Source organism: Sulfurospirillum tamanense, from assembly GCF_016937535.1.
GTDB classification, from domain to species: domain Bacteria; phylum Campylobacterota; class Campylobacteria; order Campylobacterales; family Campylobacteraceae; genus Sulfurospirillum_B; species Sulfurospirillum_B tamanense.
The window spans coordinates 33,285-53,378 of the sequence record NZ_JAFHKK010000019.1; the positions used below are offsets into that span (position 1 = coordinate 33,285).

The 20,094-nt window shown below is 45.4% G+C and carries 20 protein-coding genes; 7 read left to right on the forward strand and 13 right to left on the reverse strand.

The annotated features are described in order from the left end of the window. Window positions 1-2: 2 nt before the first annotated feature. Entirely contained in the window at window positions 3-578 is a 576-nt protein-coding gene (locus tag JWV37_RS09000) for a 4Fe-4S dicluster domain-containing protein (protein ID WP_205459461.1), read from the forward strand. Continuing rightward, entirely contained in the window at window positions 575-1,528 is a 954-nt protein-coding gene (gene nrfD / locus JWV37_RS09005; protein ID WP_205459462.1) for an NrfD/PsrC family molybdoenzyme membrane anchor subunit, read from the forward strand. The genes JWV37_RS09000 and nrfD overlap by 4 nt, the downstream gene beginning before the upstream one ends. Before the next feature lie 66 nt (window positions 1,529-1,594). On the opposite strand, the gene JWV37_RS09010 is transcribed toward nrfD, so the two are convergent. The 11 genes from JWV37_RS09010 to cytX form a co-directional block, all read right to left on the reverse strand. After that, window positions 1,595-2,383: a thiazole synthase gene (locus JWV37_RS09010; protein WP_205459463.1), complete on the reverse strand. Its 789-nt coding sequence runs from the start codon at window positions 2,381-2,383 to the stop codon at window positions 1,595-1,597. A 38-nt stretch (window positions 2,384-2,421) separates the two neighbouring features. Continuing rightward, entirely contained in the window at window positions 2,422-3,765 is a 1,344-nt protein-coding gene (locus JWV37_RS09015; RefSeq protein WP_205459464.1) for an MATE family efflux transporter, read from the reverse strand. Window positions 3,766-3,785: 20 nt separating this feature from the next. Continuing rightward, the gene (locus tag JWV37_RS09020; RefSeq protein ID WP_205459465.1) at window positions 3,786-5,081 is read right to left on the reverse strand and encodes a KAP family P-loop NTPase fold protein; all 1,296 of its coding nucleotides are present in this window, start codon (window positions 5,079-5,081) and stop codon (window positions 3,786-3,788) included. Window positions 5,082-5,123: 42 nt separating this feature from the next. Then, the gene (purN, locus tag JWV37_RS09025) at window positions 5,124-5,696 is read right to left on the reverse strand and encodes a phosphoribosylglycinamide formyltransferase (protein WP_205459466.1); all 573 of its coding nucleotides are present in this window, start codon (window positions 5,694-5,696) and stop codon (window positions 5,124-5,126) included. Further along, on the reverse strand, window positions 5,678-7,057 hold the full coding sequence (locus JWV37_RS09030) for an NAD(P)H-hydrate dehydratase (protein ID WP_205459467.1): 1,380 nt from the start codon (window positions 7,055-7,057) through the stop codon (window positions 5,678-5,680). Before JWV37_RS09030 ends, purN begins: the two co-directional genes overlap by 19 nt. A 10-nt stretch (window positions 7,058-7,067) precedes the next feature. Then, the gene (locus JWV37_RS09035) at window positions 7,068-8,576 is read right to left on the reverse strand and encodes a YifB family Mg chelatase-like AAA ATPase (protein ID WP_205459468.1); all 1,509 of its coding nucleotides are present in this window, start codon (window positions 8,574-8,576) and stop codon (window positions 7,068-7,070) included. A gap of 2 nt (window positions 8,577-8,578) precedes the next feature. Then, the gene (gene def / locus JWV37_RS09040; RefSeq protein ID WP_205459469.1) at window positions 8,579-9,094 is read right to left on the reverse strand and encodes a peptide deformylase; all 516 of its coding nucleotides are present in this window, start codon (window positions 9,092-9,094) and stop codon (window positions 8,579-8,581) included. Window positions 9,095-9,104: 10 nt separating this feature from the next. Then, entirely contained in the window at window positions 9,105-10,163 is a 1,059-nt protein-coding gene (locus tag JWV37_RS09045) for a GGDEF domain-containing protein (RefSeq protein ID WP_205459470.1), read from the reverse strand. 20 nt (window positions 10,164-10,183) lie between these two features. Further along, window positions 10,184-10,771 (reverse strand): ATP-dependent Clp endopeptidase proteolytic subunit ClpP, encoded by a 588-nt coding sequence (clpP, locus tag JWV37_RS09050; RefSeq protein ID WP_205459471.1) that lies wholly within the window; start codon window positions 10,769-10,771, stop codon window positions 10,184-10,186. Continuing rightward, complete coding sequence (tig, locus tag JWV37_RS09055; RefSeq protein ID WP_205459472.1) at window positions 10,771-12,075, reverse strand: trigger factor; 1,305 nt, start codon at window positions 12,073-12,075, stop codon at window positions 10,771-10,773. Before tig ends, clpP begins: the two co-directional genes overlap by 1 nt. 69 nt (window positions 12,076-12,144) lie before the next feature. Next, window positions 12,145-13,368, reverse strand: coding sequence for a putative hydroxymethylpyrimidine transporter CytX (gene cytX / locus JWV37_RS09060; RefSeq protein ID WP_205459473.1), 1,224 nt, complete (start codon window positions 13,366-13,368; stop codon window positions 12,145-12,147). Window positions 13,369-13,477: 109 nt separating this feature from the next. On the opposite strand from cytX, the gene folE reads away from it, so the two are divergent. The 5 genes from folE (at window position 13,478) to JWV37_RS09085 (ending at window position 18,539) form a co-directional block, all read left to right on the forward strand. Continuing rightward, entirely contained in the window at window positions 13,478-14,056 is a 579-nt protein-coding gene (folE, locus tag JWV37_RS09065) for a GTP cyclohydrolase I FolE (protein WP_205459474.1), read from the forward strand. After that, on the forward strand, window positions 14,057-15,382 hold the full coding sequence (gene fliI / locus JWV37_RS09070) for a flagellar protein export ATPase FliI (RefSeq protein WP_205459475.1): 1,326 nt from the start codon (window positions 14,057-14,059) through the stop codon (window positions 15,380-15,382). Between the two features lie 94 nt (window positions 15,383-15,476). Beyond that, the gene (locus tag JWV37_RS09075) at window positions 15,477-16,667 is read left to right on the forward strand and encodes a NifS family cysteine desulfurase (RefSeq protein WP_205459476.1); all 1,191 of its coding nucleotides are present in this window, start codon (window positions 15,477-15,479) and stop codon (window positions 16,665-16,667) included. Between the two features lie 12 nt (window positions 16,668-16,679). After that, the gene (locus tag JWV37_RS09080) at window positions 16,680-17,669 is read left to right on the forward strand and encodes an iron-sulfur cluster assembly scaffold protein (RefSeq protein ID WP_205459477.1); all 990 of its coding nucleotides are present in this window, start codon (window positions 16,680-16,682) and stop codon (window positions 17,667-17,669) included. A gap of 21 nt (window positions 17,670-17,690) precedes the next feature. Beyond that, a complete protein-coding gene (locus JWV37_RS09085; protein WP_205459478.1) occupies window positions 17,691-18,539 on the forward strand; it encodes a cache domain-containing protein in 849 nt (282 codons plus the stop codon). 3 nt (window positions 18,540-18,542) lie between these two features. Here the strand turns inward: JWV37_RS09085 and JWV37_RS09090 are convergent, their stop codons facing one another. Together JWV37_RS09090 and JWV37_RS09095 are read right to left on the reverse strand one after the other, a co-directional pair. Then, the gene (locus JWV37_RS09090) at window positions 18,543-19,718 is read right to left on the reverse strand and encodes a sensor histidine kinase (RefSeq protein WP_240332134.1); all 1,176 of its coding nucleotides are present in this window, start codon (window positions 19,716-19,718) and stop codon (window positions 18,543-18,545) included. Continuing rightward, window positions 19,699-20,094: response regulator transcription factor (locus JWV37_RS09095; RefSeq protein ID WP_205459479.1), on the reverse strand; the 396-nt coding region annotated here is incomplete at its 5' end. The genes JWV37_RS09095 and JWV37_RS09090, both read right to left, overlap by 20 nt.

Consider the following 20,094-nt stretch of genomic DNA (forward strand, 5'->3'; position numbering starts at 1 on the left):
TCATGGCTAAAAAATATGGAATGATTCACGATGAAAATCTGTGCATCGGTTGCCAAGCATGTAACATTGCGTGTCGGTCTGAAAACGACATCCCTGAAAGCGTTTATCGCCTCCAAGTATGGGTTAATGGCCCTAAAAAGCTTGCTGATGGGAACATGGTTTTTGAATACCACCGCCAATCTTGCGTCCACTGCGACGACACACCTTGTGTAAAAGTATGTCCTACCAAGGCATCTTATATTGATGAAAATGGCATTTCTTTGGTTAACGTTGACCTGTGTGTAGGTTGTCTCTACTGTAATGCAGCATGTCCTTACGATGCGCGCTATGTGCATCCTGAGCACAAAGCACCAGATAAATGTACTTTCTGTAAAGAGTCACGTCTAGGACGCGGGGAAGAGCCTGCGTGTGTGACCGTATGTCCTACGGATGCACTTGTCTTTGGAGACATTAACGATCCAAAAAGCAAAATTAGCAAAGTGCTTTCCCAGCGTGTCACATACCGCCAAAAAGCACACCTTGGCACAGAGCCAAAAATGTTTATCGTACCTAACAAGAAGGGAGGAGTTCAGTCATGAGTCCAATGTGGGGATCTACCGTACAATACGGCGGTATCGTTTGGCCTTGGCCAATCGCAGTGTACCTCTTTTTAGCAGGTCTTTCAGCAGGTGCGATTATTTCAGCAATCGTGATTAAGTGGATGAAAGGGAATGACAGTTCTCCTTGGGATGGCATTATTAAAGCAGGTGCGATTCTTGCACCCGTGACTATTGGTGCGGGTTTGTTGCTTTTGATTGTTGACCTTACCCGTCCGCTTCATTTTTGGAAGTTGCTTATTAACTATAACTTTGGCTCGATGATGACTATCGGTGTATTGGCTTTGTTTGCTTACTTCCCAGTCATTATTATCTTTTTCTTGGGCATTTTTCGCAAACCACTCATCGACGAGGGTCCTTTTGGCTTCTTGGCGCCTTTGGCAGACATTGCTAAAAACCAAGCCAAGCTTCTTGAAGTAATTACCCTTGTCTTAGCAGTAGGTGTTGGTGCATACACTGGCTTCTTGCTTTCCGCAATGAATTCGTATCCACTACTTAACACACCAACCTTGCCATTGCTTTTCTTGGCTTCTGGTATTTCAGCGGGCATTTCTGCCAACCTTATCGTAGGGCTTGTATTCTTTAAAAGCACTACCGGTGAAGAAAATGTCAGCTACTTGCACGGCCTTGACTTTAAAGTCATTCTAGCCGAAATGTTCATCTTGGTTGCCCTTTTTAGCGGCATGTACTACCAAGGTGGTGCAGCAGCTAGTGTTGCCGCAGCGGCACTCACTACAGGTGGCTTTGCAACCTTGTTTTGGGTAGGTGTTTTTGGGGTTGGTCTTGCGGCTCCAGTAGGCTTAAATATCGTCATGCCTCACAGCGTGAAACACTCTACTGCCTTCATCATCTTCAACGCTTTCTTGGTGCTTGCGGGTGTTATGGCACTACGTTTTTACATCCTCTACGCTGGCCAAACGTTCGTCGGCTAGCTTCTTAGGAGCCTCCAAGCGAGGCTCCTTTTTCCTCTTTTAAGCTTCTTTTAAAATCAAAACTTTTTAACTTCTTCCAAATTCAATGAGGCCTTCTGTGGGCGAACTTGCCGTAGCGAAGGGTTTTTTCAAAATGCGCCCGGCCAAAAAGCTTTCGCGCCCTGCAATAACCGCGTGTTTCATGGCGCGCGCCATACGAATAGGGTCCCCGGCTTGGGCGATGGCCGTGTTAGTGAGCACACCATCCGCGCCAATCTCCATCGCAATCGCAGCGTCACTCGCACACCCAATCCCTGCATCCACAATCACAGGCACCTTGACCGCTTCTTTGATAAACAACACGTTATACCTGTTTTGGATGCCCAAACCGCTTCCGATGGGTGCGGCCAATGGCATGACCGCGTGAGAGCCTGCATCTTCAAGGCGTTTGGCCATAATAGGGTCGTCGTTGGTGTAGGTCATGATAGTAAAACCATCGCGCGCTAAGACTTCGCACGCTTTGAGGGTTTCCATGACATCGGGGTAGAGGGTTTTGGCCGTGTCGCCGATGACTTCGAGTTTAATAAGGTCGATGCCCGTGGCTTCGCGCACCATGCGAAACAGGGTGATGGCTTCTTCAGCGGTAGTGCATCCTGCGGAGTTTGGCAAGAGCTTAATGTTGGTGTCTTTAAAATAATCTAACAAATTCTCTTCATTGGGGTTAGTGATATTCACACGGCGCACCGCTACGGTGATGAGTTCAGACCCACTCTCAATCGTCGCGTCTCGCGTGGTTTGAAAGTCGGGGTATTTGCCACTGCCTACGATTAACCGGCTACCTAGCGTTACCTTTCCAACAATTAAAGTATCGTTCATTTTACATCCTTTGTGTTATCTTTACATGTAAGGGATTTTTATACCACACGGCCACTTAAAGCCCTATATGTCACCCACCCCATAAACCCAGCCGCCGAATAGACAATAAAAAAGAACCCAATCCAAATGGCCACATAGGGCATCTGTAGCCACGTAACGATGATGGAAAAAAGGGCGATTTTAGCAAAGATTTGGCGGTAAAGTCCCACCGCGACGATGACTTTTGGCTGCTTGATGCCTTGCATGGTCGAAACACAGATAAACAAAATGACATACCCAAAGAAGATAAACACTTCGATATACAAGTAGGTCATGGCATACTCCACTACCGCTGGCGTGGCATCAAAGCGGGAAACCACCCACTCGCCCACGGTGTAACCTAATACCACCCCAAGGGCACAGATGGCAAAGCCGTATTTTAAGGCCAATACCACGGTTTCTTTGACCCGCGCGTACTGCTTGGCACCAAAGTTATTGGAGACCAACGAAAGCACCGCGGAACTGATGCCAAGGGCGGGTAAGAGCATGATTTGTTCCACCCGAAAGGCAATCCCATACCCCGCGACCGCTTGGTAGCCGTACTGGGCCACGTAGTAAATGGTAATGACCGAACCCATAGACATGGTGAGCATATTAAGGCTTGGCGGAAGTCCTTGGGATAAAAAAGTGCGGTAGATGCGAAAATCTGGCAAAAATAGCCGCGGGCATTGCCACTGGAGCATCCCCGCTTGACGGACTTTTAGCGCCAAATAGACCACACTCACGCCTTGAATACACACCGTCGCTAGCGCAATTCCTCTAATCCCAAGGGCAGGCAAGGGGCCAAAGCCGTAGATGAACAGTGGGTTCAGCATAAGGTTGAGGAAAAACCCCACAATGAGCATGTTGCGGTAGGTTTTGGTATCACCAAGAGCTACTAAGATGGCATTAAGTGCGTAGGTTCCCATAAACAACGGTGTCGCCACCAAAATGGTTTGAATATACGCAAGTGCCAAGGGTAAATAGTTCTCTTGTGCCCCTAAAGCACGCAACACCCACGGCGCACTCCATGCCCCCAAAAGGGCTAACACGGAGCCTAACACCACCACAAACACTAACCCTTTGTGGGCATAAAGGGTGGCTAAAAAGGGGCGTTTTTTTCCTAACGCATTGCCAATGAGCGCCGTGATGGCTGAACCAAACCCAAAACCCACACCCACCACTGCAAAGTAAAGAAAAAAACTCACCGAAAGCCCCGCCACCGCCTCCGTGGAAATAAGCCCCGCATAAAAAGTGTCTACTACATTATAGAGGGTGTTAAACAAAATCCCCGTACTCGCAGGAATAGCAAGCTCTTTTAAAAGCTGGGGAATAGGCTGGGTAACAAGACGATTATCGCGCATGAGGGCTTACATGTAAAGTTTTATTTGCTAGGCAATACAAATTTATCTATCCATTCACAAAATTGAGGAACAACTTCATCGCTACTCCAAATACCTATTCTATTGCACAAGCTACTGTAATCAGTCCCCTCAGCTACTTCTCCCGAGAGAACATATTTCCAAAATTCATAAACTCTCTTGTTTTTCTGCAAATAGCATAATATATTGCTGTTTTTTTCCAAATCCGAAAGTGTTAAATTTTCACTTTGTGCTTTTTGATAAAGTTCAAAATCTTTTATTTTCAAAACACACAACAATGAGTACAGCCACATAAACTCCTCGTTTTCTCCCCTTCCTACTACGCATAAAGCCAATTGCATAAAAAGATGGTTCATTTCTCTTGGAGTTAGACCCGCTGACGCGCATAGTTCTTTTAAACTATCATGATGTTCCCCCTTGAAGCCATGTCCATTAAACAAATATGCTACGTATGCGTCATACCCCTTTCCTGAAAAATCTTTCTTGGTTTTAGTAAGCCCAAACTCCAAAGAAATAAATTTTTGCAAATATTCATTCGCATCAATATTTCCATAAACTGAACAGATGGAGTGTTTGAGTTGTTGTTTATTAACACCCAAAACGAATACAACATTATCCACATCAAAAAAGTGTTTTATTTTTTCCAATAATTCAACTGCGTAGTTCGGGCGACAACGGTCAAGCTCATCTACAATAACCACCAAAGGATAGCCAGTCTCAGACTTTAATTTTTCTGAAAGTTTTTTTAGTGCCTCTTTAAAATGCTTTATAGCTTGGTCGGAAGTTTTATAATTTTCAAGCGACTCATTTATAAAATGGTCGACCAATTCTCCTGAGTTTATCTTTGCTTCTTCTATAGCACTTTGCATACACTCAGAGCCCACTGCATTTGCTGATAAAACCCTAAGTCCTACGCCAAGGCCTATCTTTGTGGCAACTTTCAGAACTTTTTTACCTGCTACAACAAAACTCTTCTTTTCTTTAGATAAGCGCGTGAGTGGTTCCAGTTCAGCACTGATTGCTCCAATAAAACTCGTAAAAATATCTTCTTGATAATCATGCAAAAAGGCATCAAACATAACCACCTTTGCACTTTCGTTTTTTAAATCCGCTTCCCACATTCTTAAAAAAGTACTTTTCCCTTCGCCCCAACCTGCATTGATACTGATAGTCAGTGGGTCTTCAAAATTTTTCACGAGGCTTATTAATGTTTCACCAAGTTCTTGGCGACCTTTCAAAACATCTTTTTCATAGGGATTGCTTGGATTAATGTCCAAAGCTGGCAATACTAGTCTCATAAAGCTCCTTATTTACACAAAGCCTCTTTACATGTAAAGAAGTTAGCACAAGAGTTTAATCACCGCTTTTGGCAGTAATTGATGCTCGATAGCGCGGATTTTAGCTTCAAAGGCCTCGTAAGACATGTTTGCCTCTTTGACAAACGCTTCTTGCAGGACAATCGCACCTCCATCTAGCTCTTCACTCACACAATGCACACTCACGCCCGCTTCTTTAACCTTTGCTTCGTAGCTTTCTTTGATGGCATTGGCGCCCTTAAACAACGGCAACAACGAAGGGTGCAAGTTGATGGCGCTAACTTGCTGTGTAAACACAGGCGTCAATATGCGCATAAACCCTGCTAACACCACCAAATCTACATGTGCGTTTTGAATCACCTCCACCACCGCTCCATCAAAAGCCTCGCGGCTTTCAAATTGGGTATGGTCAATCACCACAGGTTCGATGCCGTAGTGGCGAGATTTTTCAATACCCCCCGCATTAGGTTTGTTTGTTAGTGTGAGCACAACCTTTAACGTTGTGCCACTAAAATTATGCCCGTGCAAGGTTCTAAGCAACGACTCAAGATTGCTCCCCTTTCCACTAAACAACACCGCTAGGCGTTTTTCAGGCATGCCACTCCTTCAATCAAACGCTCAGGGGTGAGCGCGTATGTATTTCCCTCATAGGCTTCCGCGGCTAACGCATGGGCTAACACTGCAGTGATAGCGGCTTCTTTGGGCGCATAACCTTGTGCCAAAAGTGCCCCTATCATGCCCGCTAGCACATCGCCACTTCCCCCTTTAGAAAGGGCAGGAGAGCCAAAAGGACAGAGGTAAACTTCCCCCTTATGGGCGACTAACGTATGCACCCCTTTAAACACTAACACGCTCTTGCTTCCAAGGGAAAACTGGCGTGCAAGAGCGAGGCGATTAGCCTGTACTGTTTCCACGTCCACCTCCCCTAGTCCCACGCGTTTCATGAGCGCGCAAAATTCCTTGGGATGAGGTGTAAAGACCACAGGCTTTTCGTGGGCATACAACATCTGCGCTAGAGGCATGTCGCACACATCCGCATCCGCTACCACGGCACACGCACTCTCCACAAGCAACGCTTTGAGTGTGGTCTCTTTATGGGTATTTCCAAGCCCCATTCCCGCAACAACAGCAGTGGTTTTAGGAGGTAAAGAAGCCGTTTTCATGAGGTGCGGTGGCAAGAAGGCTTCCCCCAAATAACTCACCAACCCCGCCCCAAAAGAAAATGCAGCCATGGCGGCCAAGATGCCCGCCCCTTCTTTTTCGCCCCCTACGACCAACACGTGGCCAAAATCTCCTTTGTGAGATACGGGGTTGGCACGATGGGGCAAACGCATGTCTTGAACGCTTAAGACCTGCGTTTGACTTGGTACTTCGTACATGCAACGGGGCACACCAAGTTCGGCTACCTCTATCTTGCCTACCACGCTTTTGGCGTTTTCCAAGAACAATACTTCCTTGAGCGCGCCCATGACTACTGTCACATCCGCTTGAAACACAGTTGTACCCGTACCTAGTCCCGTGGGAATATCACAAGCAATCTTGCGCGCATCTTGTGCATTCAGGGTTTCTATTAATGCAACCATGGGTGCCTCTAGCGGACGGGTTTGACCACTTCCAAAGAGCGCGTCCACCACCGCATCTGCTTTTTCTACCGCCTTAACAATCTTTACATGTAAGGCAATGGCACGCGCATATTGAAGTGTTGCCAAAGGGGATTTCACCCCCAAAGGAAGCAACACCTTAACCTCGCACACGCCGCACAAAAGCCTCGCACACGCCAAGCCATCGGCGCCGTTATTTCCAGGGCCACACACGATGAGGACAGAGATGAGTGGTTTTTCCAAGACCGCTTTACAAAGGGCAAGGGCAGCGTGTTCCATGAGTATTTCTTCGCTTAATCCAAACACTTCGCAACACCGCTTATCTAGCGTTTCGACCTGTTTATAGAGAGGGTGCATAGGGTTTCCTTTAGCGTTGACGAAAGCTAAGCGCCTCTAAAATATGCGCTTCCATGAGCTCCCCACTTCCCTCTAAATCTGCAATCGTACGGGCGACTTTGAGGGTTTTGTTGATGGCGCGGTGGCTAAGCCCGTAGCGCGAAGCTGCTTTTTCCAAGACCACTTTGGCCTCCGGAGCAAGCGTACACACACGCGTCAATTCTTGATCGTTAAGTTTACCGTTAAGTTCTTGTTGTCCACGCTCTTTTTGCCGTATAAATGCTTCGAGCACGCTTTGGTGTAAGGTTTCTGAAGAAACCGACGCACTTCCACGTTCTTCGTCCATTTGCACGTATAAGTCAATGCGGTCCAAAAGTGGACCAGAAAGGCGTGCTTTATAGCGGGCTATTTCGACTTCCGAGCATCGGCACGGCTTTGCCAAACTAAAGCGATGCCCACATGGGCAGGGATTTTGGGCCGCCACAAACACAAACTTTGTAGGATAAGTCACCTTGGTATTAACCCGTGAAATTAGTACTTTTGCATCCTCTAAAGGTTCACGCAAACTTTCTAGTACCTGTTTCGTAAAATGGGGAAATTCGTCAAAAAACAAAATCCCATGATGCGCCAACGCCACTTCGCCTATCTTGGCTTGACCACTTCCACCCCCAAAAATCGAAGGGCGCGAGGACGTGTGGTGGGGGCTTCTAAAAGGGCGCAACGGTTCAAACTCCGCGTCTTCTCCATCCAAAGAACGGTGCGCTGTTGTCTCAAGCACCTCAGCCACACTCATGGGCGGCAAGATGTAACGTAACCGCTTGGCACTCATGCTTTTACCACACCCCGGGCTTCCTTCAAACAAGATATTGTGCATCCCTGCTGCGGCGATCAGTGCGGCACGTTTGGCGCGCTCTTGCCCTTTGATGTCTGCAAAGTCCAAGGGGTAATGAGTGTTGTGCACATAAGGCGCTCCTGCGATCCACACGGGCGCGCCAAAAAGCGGATGGGTGTTTACATGTAAGGCATTTTCTTGAGTGCTTGGGTCTTGAAAAAACACCAGAGCCTCGTGTAAGGTTTCTACGCCGTACACATGGAGTCCTGGGATTTGTGAAGCGCGTGAAGCGATGCTTAAAGGCACCAAGACCTTTGCATTTTCCACCACAGACGCGAGAGAAAGTAGCAATGAAAACAAGGTTGCTGTAGATTTTACCGCGCCATCGAGCCCCAGCTCTCCAAAGACAAAAAACGCGCCAAAATCAACCCGCTCTTTTTGCAAAGCAATCAGCAAGGCCACGCCTAAGTCAAAATGGCTCCCTTCTTTGCGCAAATCCGAAGGCGAAAGGTTGATGGTAATTTTTTGTGCGGGGAAGGCAAAGCCCACACCCAAAAGCGCGGATTTGATGCGGTCTTTACTCTCTTGAATGGCTTGGGAAGGAAGCCCTACGATGGAAAACCCAGGCAGGGCGCGCACGAAAGCAGATTCCACCTCCACCACATGGGCAGTGTTGGCGTCTAGCGTGGCACACCCAAGGCGTTTCACGTTTACGCCTTTTCGCGTTGGCGTTTTTTAAACTCTTTGTCAAATTTTTTACGCTTGAGATAGGAAATCTTTTCAATAAACAATTTACCCGCCAAATGGTCCATCTCATGTTGCATCGCAATGGCCCACAAATCTTCCAGTCTTTCTTCAATCACCTTACCAAAGCGGTCTTGGTAGCGCACGGTAATCGCCTTAGCACGCTCCACTTCCTCATAAAACTCAGGCACACTCAAGCACCCTTCTTTATAGACTGTGGTGCCATTTTTTTCTAAAATCACTGGATTAATGACCTCTTTAAGCTCGGCTTTGTCTTGAAAGCCCTCTTCGTTGACAAGGTTAATAATGAGCACATTCAACGGCACCGCTACTTGGATGGCCGCAAGACCGATGCCATCTCGTGCCAACATGGTTTCATACATATTATCAAGTAACGCATGCAAAGAACCATCAAACACTTCCACGGGCTTAGAGACTTCCCACAAGCGCTTATCAGGATAAGTAATAATTTCTAAAACCACTATACCATCCTTAAAGCGTACCCACAGCATACGCTTCTTGTTCGCGTCCACTCAAAGGAAGCGCATCAAGGGCAGCAATAAGGCTTTCTTCAACCCCTTTGTCTCCTTGAAGCTCCACAATAGCAAGTTCAATATCAATATCCAATTCCATTTCTCCAATAAAAAAACTTGTCGCATAAATAAGCTCTGCAATCCGCTCACATGCTTTTTTGGCACTTTCAATGTTTGTATGCTTCATCGCCATCGCAAAAACACCCTCGCCATAGTGCGCCACAACGTCACTTCGCCTAGAGGTTTTGAGCAAGAGCTTTGAGATGTTACGCAGTAATACTGCACGGTCTTTTGAATTAACAATGCGGCTCAAAGCAGCATCTTTAACCTTTAGCAACATCAATGTGCTAGAGTAGCCGTATTTTTTAATGCTCTCTTTTTCACTTTCTATTGTTTTAATCAAATAGCGCTTATTGTAAATGCCATAACGCGTATCAAAAATTGCCTCTTGCTCAATGGATTTTAGAGTTGCGCCTGCTCTTTCATATCCCTCTTTAAGGCCCGCAAGTTGCCGCTCCATTAAAGCGCTTAGCTTACCCAAATCTCCACTAAAAGCAGTGATGACATTTTGAACAGCCAGTTGACTGGTGTTAACATTTAGCTCATCTTGCCGCTTTTTTGCCAACCCTTTCATGACGGTTAGGTTTTTATAAATTGTCGCAATTCCTTGCAACATGGTTTTTATTTGCGTAAACCCTTCTTTGATTTCCCGTTCAATTTTGGCCCGTTGCTCATCGTCGTTGGCCGTGTCTACTTCAAGCAGTTCATTAATGCGTTTGCGAAAAGAGAGAGGTTTTTGTTCGAGAAGTTTTTCAAAATATATTTGAAAATTAACAGGGGTTGGTGGAACATTCTCTTCAATCAGCTGCTTAAGCACATAATGTGAAAACTTTTCAAGGTCGCTCCCTTCTGGAGGAGGAGAAGCGGGTGCTTCGGTGGGTGGTTTTGCAGGTTCAGGATCCTTAACTGCGGCCCTCGTGAGCGTTCCACGAATTTTGTTTTTATCCAATCGCACCATTGCTTCTCTCTCCTTGGAACCTATTTGAAACTTTTTTCTAGCACCTTATCAATCAATCCATACTCTTTGGCTTCTTTAGCACTCATAAAAAAATCACGATCAGTATCTTTGGCAATTTTTGCCACACGCTGGCCTGTGTTTTTTGCCAAAATATCATTAAGTGTACTTTTGAGACGCAAAATCTCGCGAGTTTGAATCTCAATGTCTGTCGCTTGCCCTTGAGCACCACCCAAAGGCTGATGAATCATAATGCGTGCATTAGGAAGAGCATAGCGCTTGCCTTGTGTACCACAACTAAGCAAAAACGCGCCCATGGAGGCCGCCTGACCAATGCAGATGGTGCAGATGTCAGGCTTGATGTAATTCATCGTATCGTAGATACTAAACCCGCTAGTGACAACGCCACCAGGAGAGTTGATGTACAAATAAATATCCTTATCAGGATCCTCTGCTTCCAAAAAAAGAAGTTGCGCCACAATGCTGGAAGCTACAGGATCATTGATTTCGCCACTAAGCATGATAATGCGGTCTTTCAAGAGCCGCGAATAGATATCGTAACTGCGTTCTCCGCGTCCTGTTTTTTCAACAACATAAGGAATGTAGCTCATTACTTCGCCTTACTCTCTTTGTCAAAAAGTTTTGTAAACAGTTTGTCTTCAATCAACGCCATTTTTACCGCGGGAAGCACGCCTTGGTTTTTGTACATTTCCACATACTGCTTGGGGTCTTGGCCTTGTTGCATTGCTTCGTAGTACAGAGTTTGAAGCACCTCTTGGTCTGCTACAGTAATTTCATTAACCTTAGCAAGCTCATCTACAATAAAGGTTAATTTGACGCTTTTTACCGCTTCTTCACGGAAAGTTTCACGTTTTTCTTGTACTTTGTCTGGGTTGGCACGGAACTCTTCTGTCTCTTCTTCGGTAAAGTTTTGCCATTGGTTTCTAAATTGCATATCAATTTCTTGCTCAACAATGTTTTCAGGCAAGTCAAACGTAAGCTTCTCAACTACTGCATCAATGAACTTGGGTTTTAACTCATCGTTCATCAATTTGGAAACTTTTTCATTTTTGATTTGCTCTTTGATGCGTTGTTCGAGCAGCTCTGCGGTTGCGTTTTCTTCGCCTGGAAGCAAGCGCTTTAGCGTCTCTTCATCAGGGGTTTTAGCGATAACTTTGCCTTGAATTTCATGGAGTTTTACTTTAAATATGGCTTCTTTTCCCGCAAGGTGTTTCGCGCCGTATTCTTCAGGAAAATTTACCTTCACGTCGCGCTCTTCGCCCGCTTTGAGTCCCACCATGCCTTCTTCAAAACCAGGGATAAACTGATTGCTTCCAATATCAAGAAGGTATTTTTCTGCTTTTCCACCTTCAAAAGGCTCACCGTCGATAAAACCTTCAAAGTCGAACAATGCAGTATCGCCTGTTTGAAGAGCACGGTCTTCTTCGATTTTTTGCAAAGGTGCAGCCATTTCAAGCAATTTCTCCATGCGCTCACCAATCTCTTTCTTAGTAACTTTAGGAGTGGCGTACTCAGGAATACATGCTTCATAGCCTTCTACCGAAACCTCGGGCCTAAAAGAGATTTTAACTTCTACGTCCAACCCTGCATCAGTACGGTCAAATTTGCTCACCTGAGGCTCGCCTACGATATTTTTCGTCTCTTTTCCTACTGCTTTTACACCTTCATCCAAAAGTGCTTGCAAAGCTTCTTGCTCCGCGTCTTGTTTGATTTTATCCCCAAAGCGTTTCATAATGACAGCCATAGGCACTTTCCCAGCCCTAAATCCATCGACCTTTGCGTCTTTTGCTACCGATTTAGCGATTTTTTCTTGCTTTTTTGCAAGATCCTCTTGGCTTATTTTGGCTGATGCAGTTGCATTTGCACCGTCTGTCATTTTCGCTGTAACTTCCATAGAGTCCCTTTTTTTCAAAAAAATTTTTTATAATATAGCAGATTTTTGCTTATCACTGGATAATTCCAGTTACGCCACATTTTCTCTTTCAAACTTCCAGCTCTTTGTGCTCTTTTTTATCACTGTAAATACCAAGGCAGTAAAAGCCATCGTGGGCAACACAGCCCCTATTTCTAAATCCATCCCTTTAAACGCATAATACGCTCCAACCCCTATAATCCAAACCACCAAAGCGTTTACATGTAAGAGTAATTTTGGATTTAACGCACGGTTTTGAAAGAAAAAATAATCACACAACACAATCGCAAACAAGGGACCAAAAACCGATCCAATAGCGTATAGAAAGTGTTCGTACTGGTGCATTGGAACCCAAAGAGCCAAACATAAGCCCACAAATGCCATCCCTACTGCCGCATGACGTTCTTTTATTTTGGGGAAAATTGCCGTGGTGCTCACCCCTGCAGAATAGGCATCTAAAAACGTTGTGGTCACTGTTGAGAGTACCACAATACTCAAAGCAAACAATCCTAAATTGGCCGCGAGCATCATCTGAGAAGGGTCGGCACTTCCTGAGTGCAAAGCAGCCCCAAGCCCAATAATATACATCAGCGTACTTCCTAAAAAATACCCCGTTGTAGCACCCCAGACCCCGGCAGTTTTATTTTTAGCAAAACGGGTATAATCCCCAATCAACGGAAGCCAAGAGAGCGGCATGATGATACTAAGCTCCAACGCCAACCCCATCGAAAAAGAAGCCCCAGAGGTAGCTTTAGTGTGATGCGCCCCCGTATCAAAGACCACATAAGCCAGTACCAACGTCAATGCAAAAAGCAAAACAACAGCAACAACATTGAGCTTTGTAAATCCCTCTGCTCCCAGCCAAATCCACGCCATGATAGCAATACCAAGAGCCAACGCCCACGCCAAATGGCTACTCACACCCATGACCAACTGACTAATCTCATTGGCTGCGTTTGCCCCGCTGATAATCATAATGGCTGTCCAGCCAATAAGCTGTAAAATATTGAGCACCGCAAACAAACGAGACCCCACCAAGCCAAAGCTCAAACGTGTGCTCACCATCGAAGGCAGGCCGCTTTGCGCACCAATGGTGCCACCCAAATAGAGCAACACAGCCCCCAAAAGATGGCCCACCATAATCCCCACAAGCGCGGGTGAAAATCCCATAGGTGCTAGCAATCCCCCTGTCATAATCTCTGCAATAGATACCGATGCGCCAAACCATAAAACAACCAACGTCATATTGCCAAATGTACCGCTTTTGGGTTCCATCTATCTCCTTACTAAAGGGCTTACATGTAAAAGGGAGAATTATACTCTTTTTAGAAACTAAAAAGGAACCATCCGCTACAATAATGCTCTTTTCATTCCAAGGACTTTCATGGACACACAAGCCAAATTTGAAGAAGCTGTTCGCACGATTTTAACCCTTATTGGCGAAGATGTCACCCGTGAAGGGTTGGAAAAAACCCCTGCGCGCGTTTTTAAAGCCTTTGAGTTTATGACGCAAGGCTACACCCAAGACCCCAAACAAGTCCTTGGTGACGCACTTTTTGAAAGCACCAATGACGAAATGGTACTCATCCGTGATATCGAATTTTATTCCATGTGTGAACACCACCTTCTGCCCATCATCGGACGAGCCCATGTGGCGTACATTCCCAACAGTAAAGTCGTAGGGCTTTCTAAAATTCCCCGTATGGTTAATGTCTTTGCCAGACGCCTTCAAATTCAAGAACAACTCACCGAACAAATCGCCGAAGCTATTCATGATGTCATCAAGCCCAAGGGGGTTGGTGTGGTGCTTCAAGCACGCCACATGTGCATGGAAATGCGTGGGGTGGAAAAAATCAACTCCACCACCACCACTTCAGCATTACGGGGTTCTTTTTTAAAAAACCCCGACACCCGGCGCGAATTTTTTTCTCTTATTAATTCGCCACAAGGAATGCGCTACTAAATGAGCCTTTTGCATCTCAAGTCTAAACTTCAAAATTGCGCTTCCCTTTCACCTATCTTTGGTACTATTACCAACATAAGCGCTACCACTATCGAAGTTTCGGGGTTGCGGCCTAGCATTGGTGACATTGTACGTCTCGTCTCACGGGATGGTTTGCGCAGGGAGCTTGGGATGGTTACAGAGATTAAAAGCAACCGTTTTTTTATCTCGCCATTTGGTTTTGTGGAAGGGTTTAAAACAGGAGACAAAGTTTTCATTAGCGAACAAGGCATGATGATTCCTGTGGGAGAAACCCTTTTGGGGCGCGTGGTTGATCCCTTTGTTAACCCAAAAGATGGCAAAGGGCCCCTTAACAGTGCCACTTATGCTTCCATTATCAAGCCTCCACTGGAAGCCATGAAACGGGGTCTTATCGATGAACCTTTTGAAGTGGGTGTGAAAACCATCGATGGGCTTTTGACCTGCGGAAAAGGCCAAAAAGTAGGCATTTTTGCTGGCAGTGGCGTAGGCAAATCAACCCTTATGGGCATGATTGTGCGTGGCTCCAAAGCCCCTGTTAAAGTGGTCGCCCTTATCGGCGAGCGCGGGCGTGAGGTACCAGAATTTATCCAAAAAAACCTTGGCGGTGACCTTACCAATACTGTGATTGTCGTGGCTACCAGCGATGATTCGCCGCTTATGCGCAAATACGGGGCCTTTTCTGCCATGACCATCGCAGAGTATTTTAAAGACCAAGGGCAGGACGTGCTTTTTTTGATGGATTCTGTGACCCGCTTTGCTATGGCACAACGGGAAATCGGCCTTGCTCTTGGCGAACCCCCTACCTCCAAAGGCTATCCGCCCTCCGTGCTCACCCTTCTCCCCCAGCTCATGGAGCGGGCAGGCAAAGAAGAAGGCAAGGGGTCTATTACCGCATTTTTTACCGTCCTTGTGGAGGGTGATGACATGAGTGACCCGATTGCAGATCAAAGTCGAAGTATTTTAGATGGGCACATTGTGCTTAGCCGCGACCTCGCAGATCTTGGGATTTATCCACCCATTAACATCCAAAACAGTGCCTCGAGGGTAATGGGGGATGTCATTACGCCTGAACACCAACGTTATGCTATGCGGTTTCGACGCCTCAACTCCCTCATTAAAGAAAATGAAATTTTATTACGTATCGGGGCTTATCAAAAAGGGGCAGACAAAGACCTTGACAGCGCCATTGAAAAACGCACATTTATGGAACAATTTATGCAACAAAATCCCAAAGATGCCATTCCTTTTAGTGCAATGATTCAAGAACTCCAAAAGATTGCTCCTCAGGCTAGTGGCCCCACTTAAAGAGTTTTTAATGAAGAGTATTCTACCATTCGGAAAAGATTAATAAGATAAAAAATATCCTATTTAAACAAATAGGTTTTTAGGAGTAATTTTAATGAGAGTCTATCTTGACAACAACGCCACCACCATGGTTGACCCGCTCGTTTTTGACGCGATGAAGCCTTATTTTTGCGACATTTACGGCAATCCAAACTCCCTCCATGCCTTTGGAAGCGATTCCCATCCTGCCTTGCGCAAGGCAATGGACCAACTTTATGCGGGTATCAACGCCAAGGACAATGACGACGTAGTTGTCACTTCTTGCGCCACCGAAAGCATTAACTGGGTTATCAAGGGCATTTATTATGACTCTATACTCAACGGCCCAAAAGATACCATTATCACTAGCGAAGTAGAGCATCCTGCGGTAATTTCAGCCTGTAAATTCTTAGAAAGTTTAGGGGCTCGTGTTATTTATCTGCCCGTCAACGATCAAGGTATTGTCGAAACCAACACACTAAGAGAGCACATCACCGACACAACAGCTCTGGTTTCTATCATGTGGGCCAACAATGAAACAGGAATGCTATTTCCTATGAAAGAGATGGCGGCCATCGCTCATGAATACGGAGCCTTTTTTCATACTGACGGCGTACAAGCCATTGGCAAGGTGCCTGTAGACGTTCAAGACGCCAATGTGGATTTTTTGAGCTTCTCTGCTCATAAATTTCACGGCCCAAAAGGTGTAGGTGGCCTTTACCTCAAAAACGGCCAACCCCTCACAAGCTTGATGCACGGAGGCGAACACATGGGTGGACGCCGAAGTGGCACCCTTAATGTGCCTGGCATTGTCGGCATGGGCAAAGCCATGGAGCTTGCCAACGCCCACTTGGATATGGAAAACAGTACCGTGCGTCAGTTGCGCGATAAGCTTGAGGATGCTATTTTAAAAATTCCTGATGTTTTTGTCGTGGGCAAAAGAGACGAGCGCACCCCCAATACCATCCTTGTCAGTGTCAAAGGCATTGAAGGTGAAGCCATGTTGTGGGATTTAAATCAAAAAGGCATCGCTGCAAGCACGGGAAGTGCATGTGCAAGTGAAGACTTGGAATCTAACCCTGTCATGGAGGCCATTGGAGCAGAAGCAGATTTGGCTCACACGGCATTGCGCCTCTCCCTATCACGGTTTACTACCCAAGAAGAAATCGACTACACCATCGATGCATTAAACACAGCAGTAGTGCGACTTAGAGCAATTTCTAGCACCTATTCTTACGCGCCTTCATGGCATAAAAGCGGATTATAAAAAGGATTTATCATGGCAAAAAATAGTTTAATCGGCGGCTCTATCTGGGAAGAATACAGTCAAAAAGTACAAGATTTAATGAACAACCCTAAAAACATGGGCCAAATCACCGAAGAAGAAGCTAAAGCTATGGGCGGTAAACTCATCGTGGCAGACTTTGGTGCAGAATCCTGCGGGGATGCTGTGCGCCTTTACTGGGTTGTCAACGAAGAGACCAATGTTATCATGGATGCAAAGTTTAAAAGCTTTGGGTGTGGCACCGCCATAGCCAGTTCCGACACCATGGCAGAACTGTGCAAGGGAAAAACTGTCGATGAGGCAGTTAAAATCACCAACATTGATGTGGAAAAAGCGATGCGCGATCACCCCGACACCCCTGCTGTTCCCCCTCAAAAGATGCACTGTTCGGTCATGGCGTACGACGTCATCAAAGCAGCTGCTGCTTCCTACAAGGGTGTCAATCCTGAAGATTTTGAAGATGAAATCATCGTGTGCGAATGCGCGCGCGTAAGCTTAGGTACCATCAAAGATGTTATCAAAATCAACGATTTAAAGAGCGTTGAAGAGATTACTAACTACACCAAAGCGGGCGCTTTTTGTAAATCTTGCATCAAGCCCGGCGGACATGAAGACAGAGAATACTACCTTGTGGACATCCTCAAAGATGTGCGTGCCGAAATGGAACAAGAAAAACTCAAAGCCCAAGCGGATGCAAAAATTACAGGCTCTGGTGACATGGTCCCTTTTGAAGACCTAACTGTTGTTGGACAACTCAAAGCCGTAGAGACAATTATTGATGCAGATATTCGACCCATGCTTATCATGGACGGGGGAAATTTAGAGATTATTGACATCAAGCCTTCCGAGGGCAATATCGATATCTATATTCGCTATTTGGGCGCTTGTAGCGGATGTGCTAGCAGCTCTACAGGAACACTGTATGCTATCGAATCGGTGCTACAAGAAAAGCTTTCCCGCGCTATTCGTGTTTTGCCCATTTAAGGATGCACCATTAAGCCTTTAGTGCGTTTTTTCTTTACATGTAGTGCTATTTTTATTCTCTTGTTGGTATTGTATATGGGGCATCGGTACCAACAAGAACTTCTTCATAATGACGCCAAGCGCTATTTAAACCATCAAATTTTTCTCTTCACCAAAACCCTAGAGGAAGAAAAAAGCTTAGCCCTCTCCATGGCCGTGCTGCTCTCTCAAAACCCCCTTGTGGCTCAGTGTATTCACACCAAAGACAAAGAAGGCTGCCTTACGATTGCAAACGATACTCTTCACTCCTTGTCTCCCCTTACCCATTACGCCATTCGCATTCACATGCACACAGCAGATTTTAAAAGCCTCTTGCGCGCGTGGAATTTAGAACGCAGCGGCGATAGCTTGGAGTCTTTTCGCCACTCTTTAGTGCAAGTAAAAAACACCAAAACACCCCTTTCGGGAGTAGAAGCAGGAAGAGAGGGGCTTTTTTTGCGGGGCGTTTCTCCTGTTTTTGATCAAAATACATATATTGGTTCTTTAGAAGTTATTTTTGATTACAAGCACATTACCAATCTGCTCTCGCATCAAGGGGTAGCACTTTATGTCTTACTAGACAAAAAGCTCTCCACCATCTCCGATACTTTCAAGCCCCACCAAATAGACCTTTTAGAAAGCCATATTATCGTTAACAAAGAGGCAGATTTCGACAAAGCTTACCTGCTCTCCTCTCTTGATTTTACACACAAAACAACTCTGCATAAAGAAAACCATTTTTTTGCCTCTTTACCTATTCGTGATATTTCAGGAGAAGAGATAGGCTACTACGTGCTTGTTGTTGATACTCAAAAAAAGGCCCAATGGGGAAAAGTGGTGCAACGCTTTTGATGCTTAGGCGTCCTCTAATTTATCAAGCCAGCGCTCTTCATACAAAGGAATAAGGTAAACAAACGTGCTTCCTCTGGCTAACACTGAACTAACATGGTAGCTGATGCCGTATTTTTGGCAAATGTTTTTCACAATATTAAGCCCCAAACCAAAGCCTCCTTGGATTAAGTCTTCTCGCTCGAAACGCTCGAAAATGCGTTTTGTGTCTTTGATGCCTTTGCCAAAATCTTCTACACGAAAAGAGGCTTGACCGTCTTTTTCTACCAACTCCACAATGACGCTTGAAGCAGGATTGGAGTACTTAATCGCATTAGAAATTGTATTGTCAATAATGCGCTGAAGCTCAATTTTATTCATAAATACAATGAGTTTTGGCGCAATCGTTGGTTTGAGCAAAATTTGCTTTGCACGGGCAATATCTTCAAAAAACCGCACTCTTTCGCCCAAGTAGTGAGACAAATCCACTATTTCCGAGTTAAAACTAGAGCGAGTGTGCTTGATGTAGTACTCCACGTCTTCGTAGGTCATTTGCATTTGCTTTGTGGCGGCCTTCATGCGCCCAATGTATTTTGATTCAGACTGGGTCGCTTCCAAGAGTTCTAGGTTAATGTGAATGACTCCTAGTGGGGTTTTAAGCTCGTGCATGGCGTCATTAAAAAACGTATTCATATAATCTTGCGTTTGCTGGTAGGGTTTAATGCTGTGCATAATCATAAAATGGGCAGTAACATACACCACACACAAGGTGAGCAACAAAATAACTGTTCCCATGAGAATAATTTTTGTATTGCTTACAGGCATTGCCACAACCAAATACAAAGCGTTTAACGGGTTGGAATCAAGTACGGTTTGGTAATAAAAATATCCATTTTCCCCCCGTGCACTAAAGGCGAAGGTCGAAGGCTCTTGTGTAAGGGTTGAATAGAGAATGTTGCGCGCACTATCATACAACCCAAAGGTATACACCACAGAACTTGGAAGCTTTACATGTAAAGCTTCTTTATCCTTCGAAGTAGCTACAGCTTCTTTTGCCAAAGCAGACCACTGCATCAGCTCAAGGCTGTTATTTGTGTGTTGCTCCTTGAGTGTGAGTTGCAAGACCTGAAACCCAGGAATGCAAAATAACAATCCAATAATGAGGGTGTAAATAATGGGGGACTTAAGGCTCTGTTTTAACATTAATTTTATACCCTAACCCTCGAAATGACTCAATAAAATCTGGGCTTGTTTTTTGGCGAATTTTTCGCACATGCATGCGAATATCTGCATGGTGGATAGCTTTTCCTTCCCACACTTCCTCGCGTAGCATTTCGATACTTGCATATGCGTTTTTATTGCGGACAAGGTACAAGATAAGCTCTTTTTCTTTGGCCGTAAGGGCTATTTCTTTACTCTCTTTATACAGTAGTCCTTCAACAATATCAAAACGGTACACCTCATCAATCACCACACAATTTTTATTGTTAGTGGAATAAAAAGTATTAACCAGCTCCAACACACGGTACTTTAACTCCACTAAATCAAAGGGTTTTTTGAGGTATTCATTACAGCCAAG

Bases quoted from the DNA above. Each gene is read 5' to 3' on its own strand.
- JWV37_RS09015 (WP_205459464.1), bottom strand. From the start codon at position 3,765: ATGCGCGATAATCGTCTTGTTACCCAGCCTATTCCCCAGCTTTTAAAA.
- JWV37_RS09080 (WP_205459477.1), top strand. From the start codon at position 16,680: ATGGCAAAAAATAGTTTAATCGGCGGCTCTATCTGGGAAGAATACAGT.
- folE (WP_205459474.1), top strand. From the start codon at position 13,478: ATGGACACACAAGCCAAATTTGAAGAAGCTGTTCGCACGATTTTAACC.
- purN (WP_205459466.1), bottom strand. From the start codon at position 5,696: ATGCCTGAAAAACGCCTAGCGGTGTTGTTTAGTGGAAAGGGGAGCAAT.
- JWV37_RS09010 (WP_205459463.1), bottom strand. From the start codon at position 2,383: ATGAACGATACTTTAATTGTTGGAAAGGTAACGCTAGGTAGCCGGTTA.
- JWV37_RS09045 (WP_205459470.1), bottom strand. From the start codon at position 10,163: ATGGTGCGATTGGATAAAAACAAAATTCGTGGAACGCTCACGAGGGCC.
- JWV37_RS09020 (WP_205459465.1), bottom strand. From the start codon at position 5,081: ATGAGACTAGTATTGCCAGCTTTGGACATTAATCCAAGCAATCCCTAT.
- JWV37_RS09030 (WP_205459467.1), bottom strand. From the start codon at position 7,057: ATGCACCCTCTCTATAAACAGGTCGAAACGCTAGATAAGCGGTGTTGC.
- clpP (WP_205459471.1), bottom strand. From the start codon at position 10,771: ATGAGCTACATTCCTTATGTTGTTGAAAAAACAGGACGCGGAGAACGC.
- JWV37_RS09090 (WP_240332134.1), bottom strand. From the start codon at position 19,718: ATGTTAAAACAGAGCCTTAAGTCCCCCATTATTTACACCCTCATTATT.
- tig (WP_205459472.1), bottom strand. From the start codon at position 12,075: ATGGAAGTTACAGCGAAAATGACAGACGGTGCAAATGCAACTGCATCA.
- cytX (WP_205459473.1), bottom strand. From the start codon at position 13,368: ATGGAACCCAAAAGCGGTACATTTGGCAATATGACGTTGGTTGTTTTA.
- nrfD (WP_205459462.1), top strand. From the start codon at position 575: ATGAGTCCAATGTGGGGATCTACCGTACAATACGGCGGTATCGTTTGG.
- JWV37_RS09000 (WP_205459461.1), top strand. From the start codon at position 3: ATGGCTAAAAAATATGGAATGATTCACGATGAAAATCTGTGCATCGGT.
- fliI (WP_205459475.1), top strand. From the start codon at position 14,057: ATGAGCCTTTTGCATCTCAAGTCTAAACTTCAAAATTGCGCTTCCCTT.
- JWV37_RS09075 (WP_205459476.1), top strand. From the start codon at position 15,477: ATGAGAGTCTATCTTGACAACAACGCCACCACCATGGTTGACCCGCTC.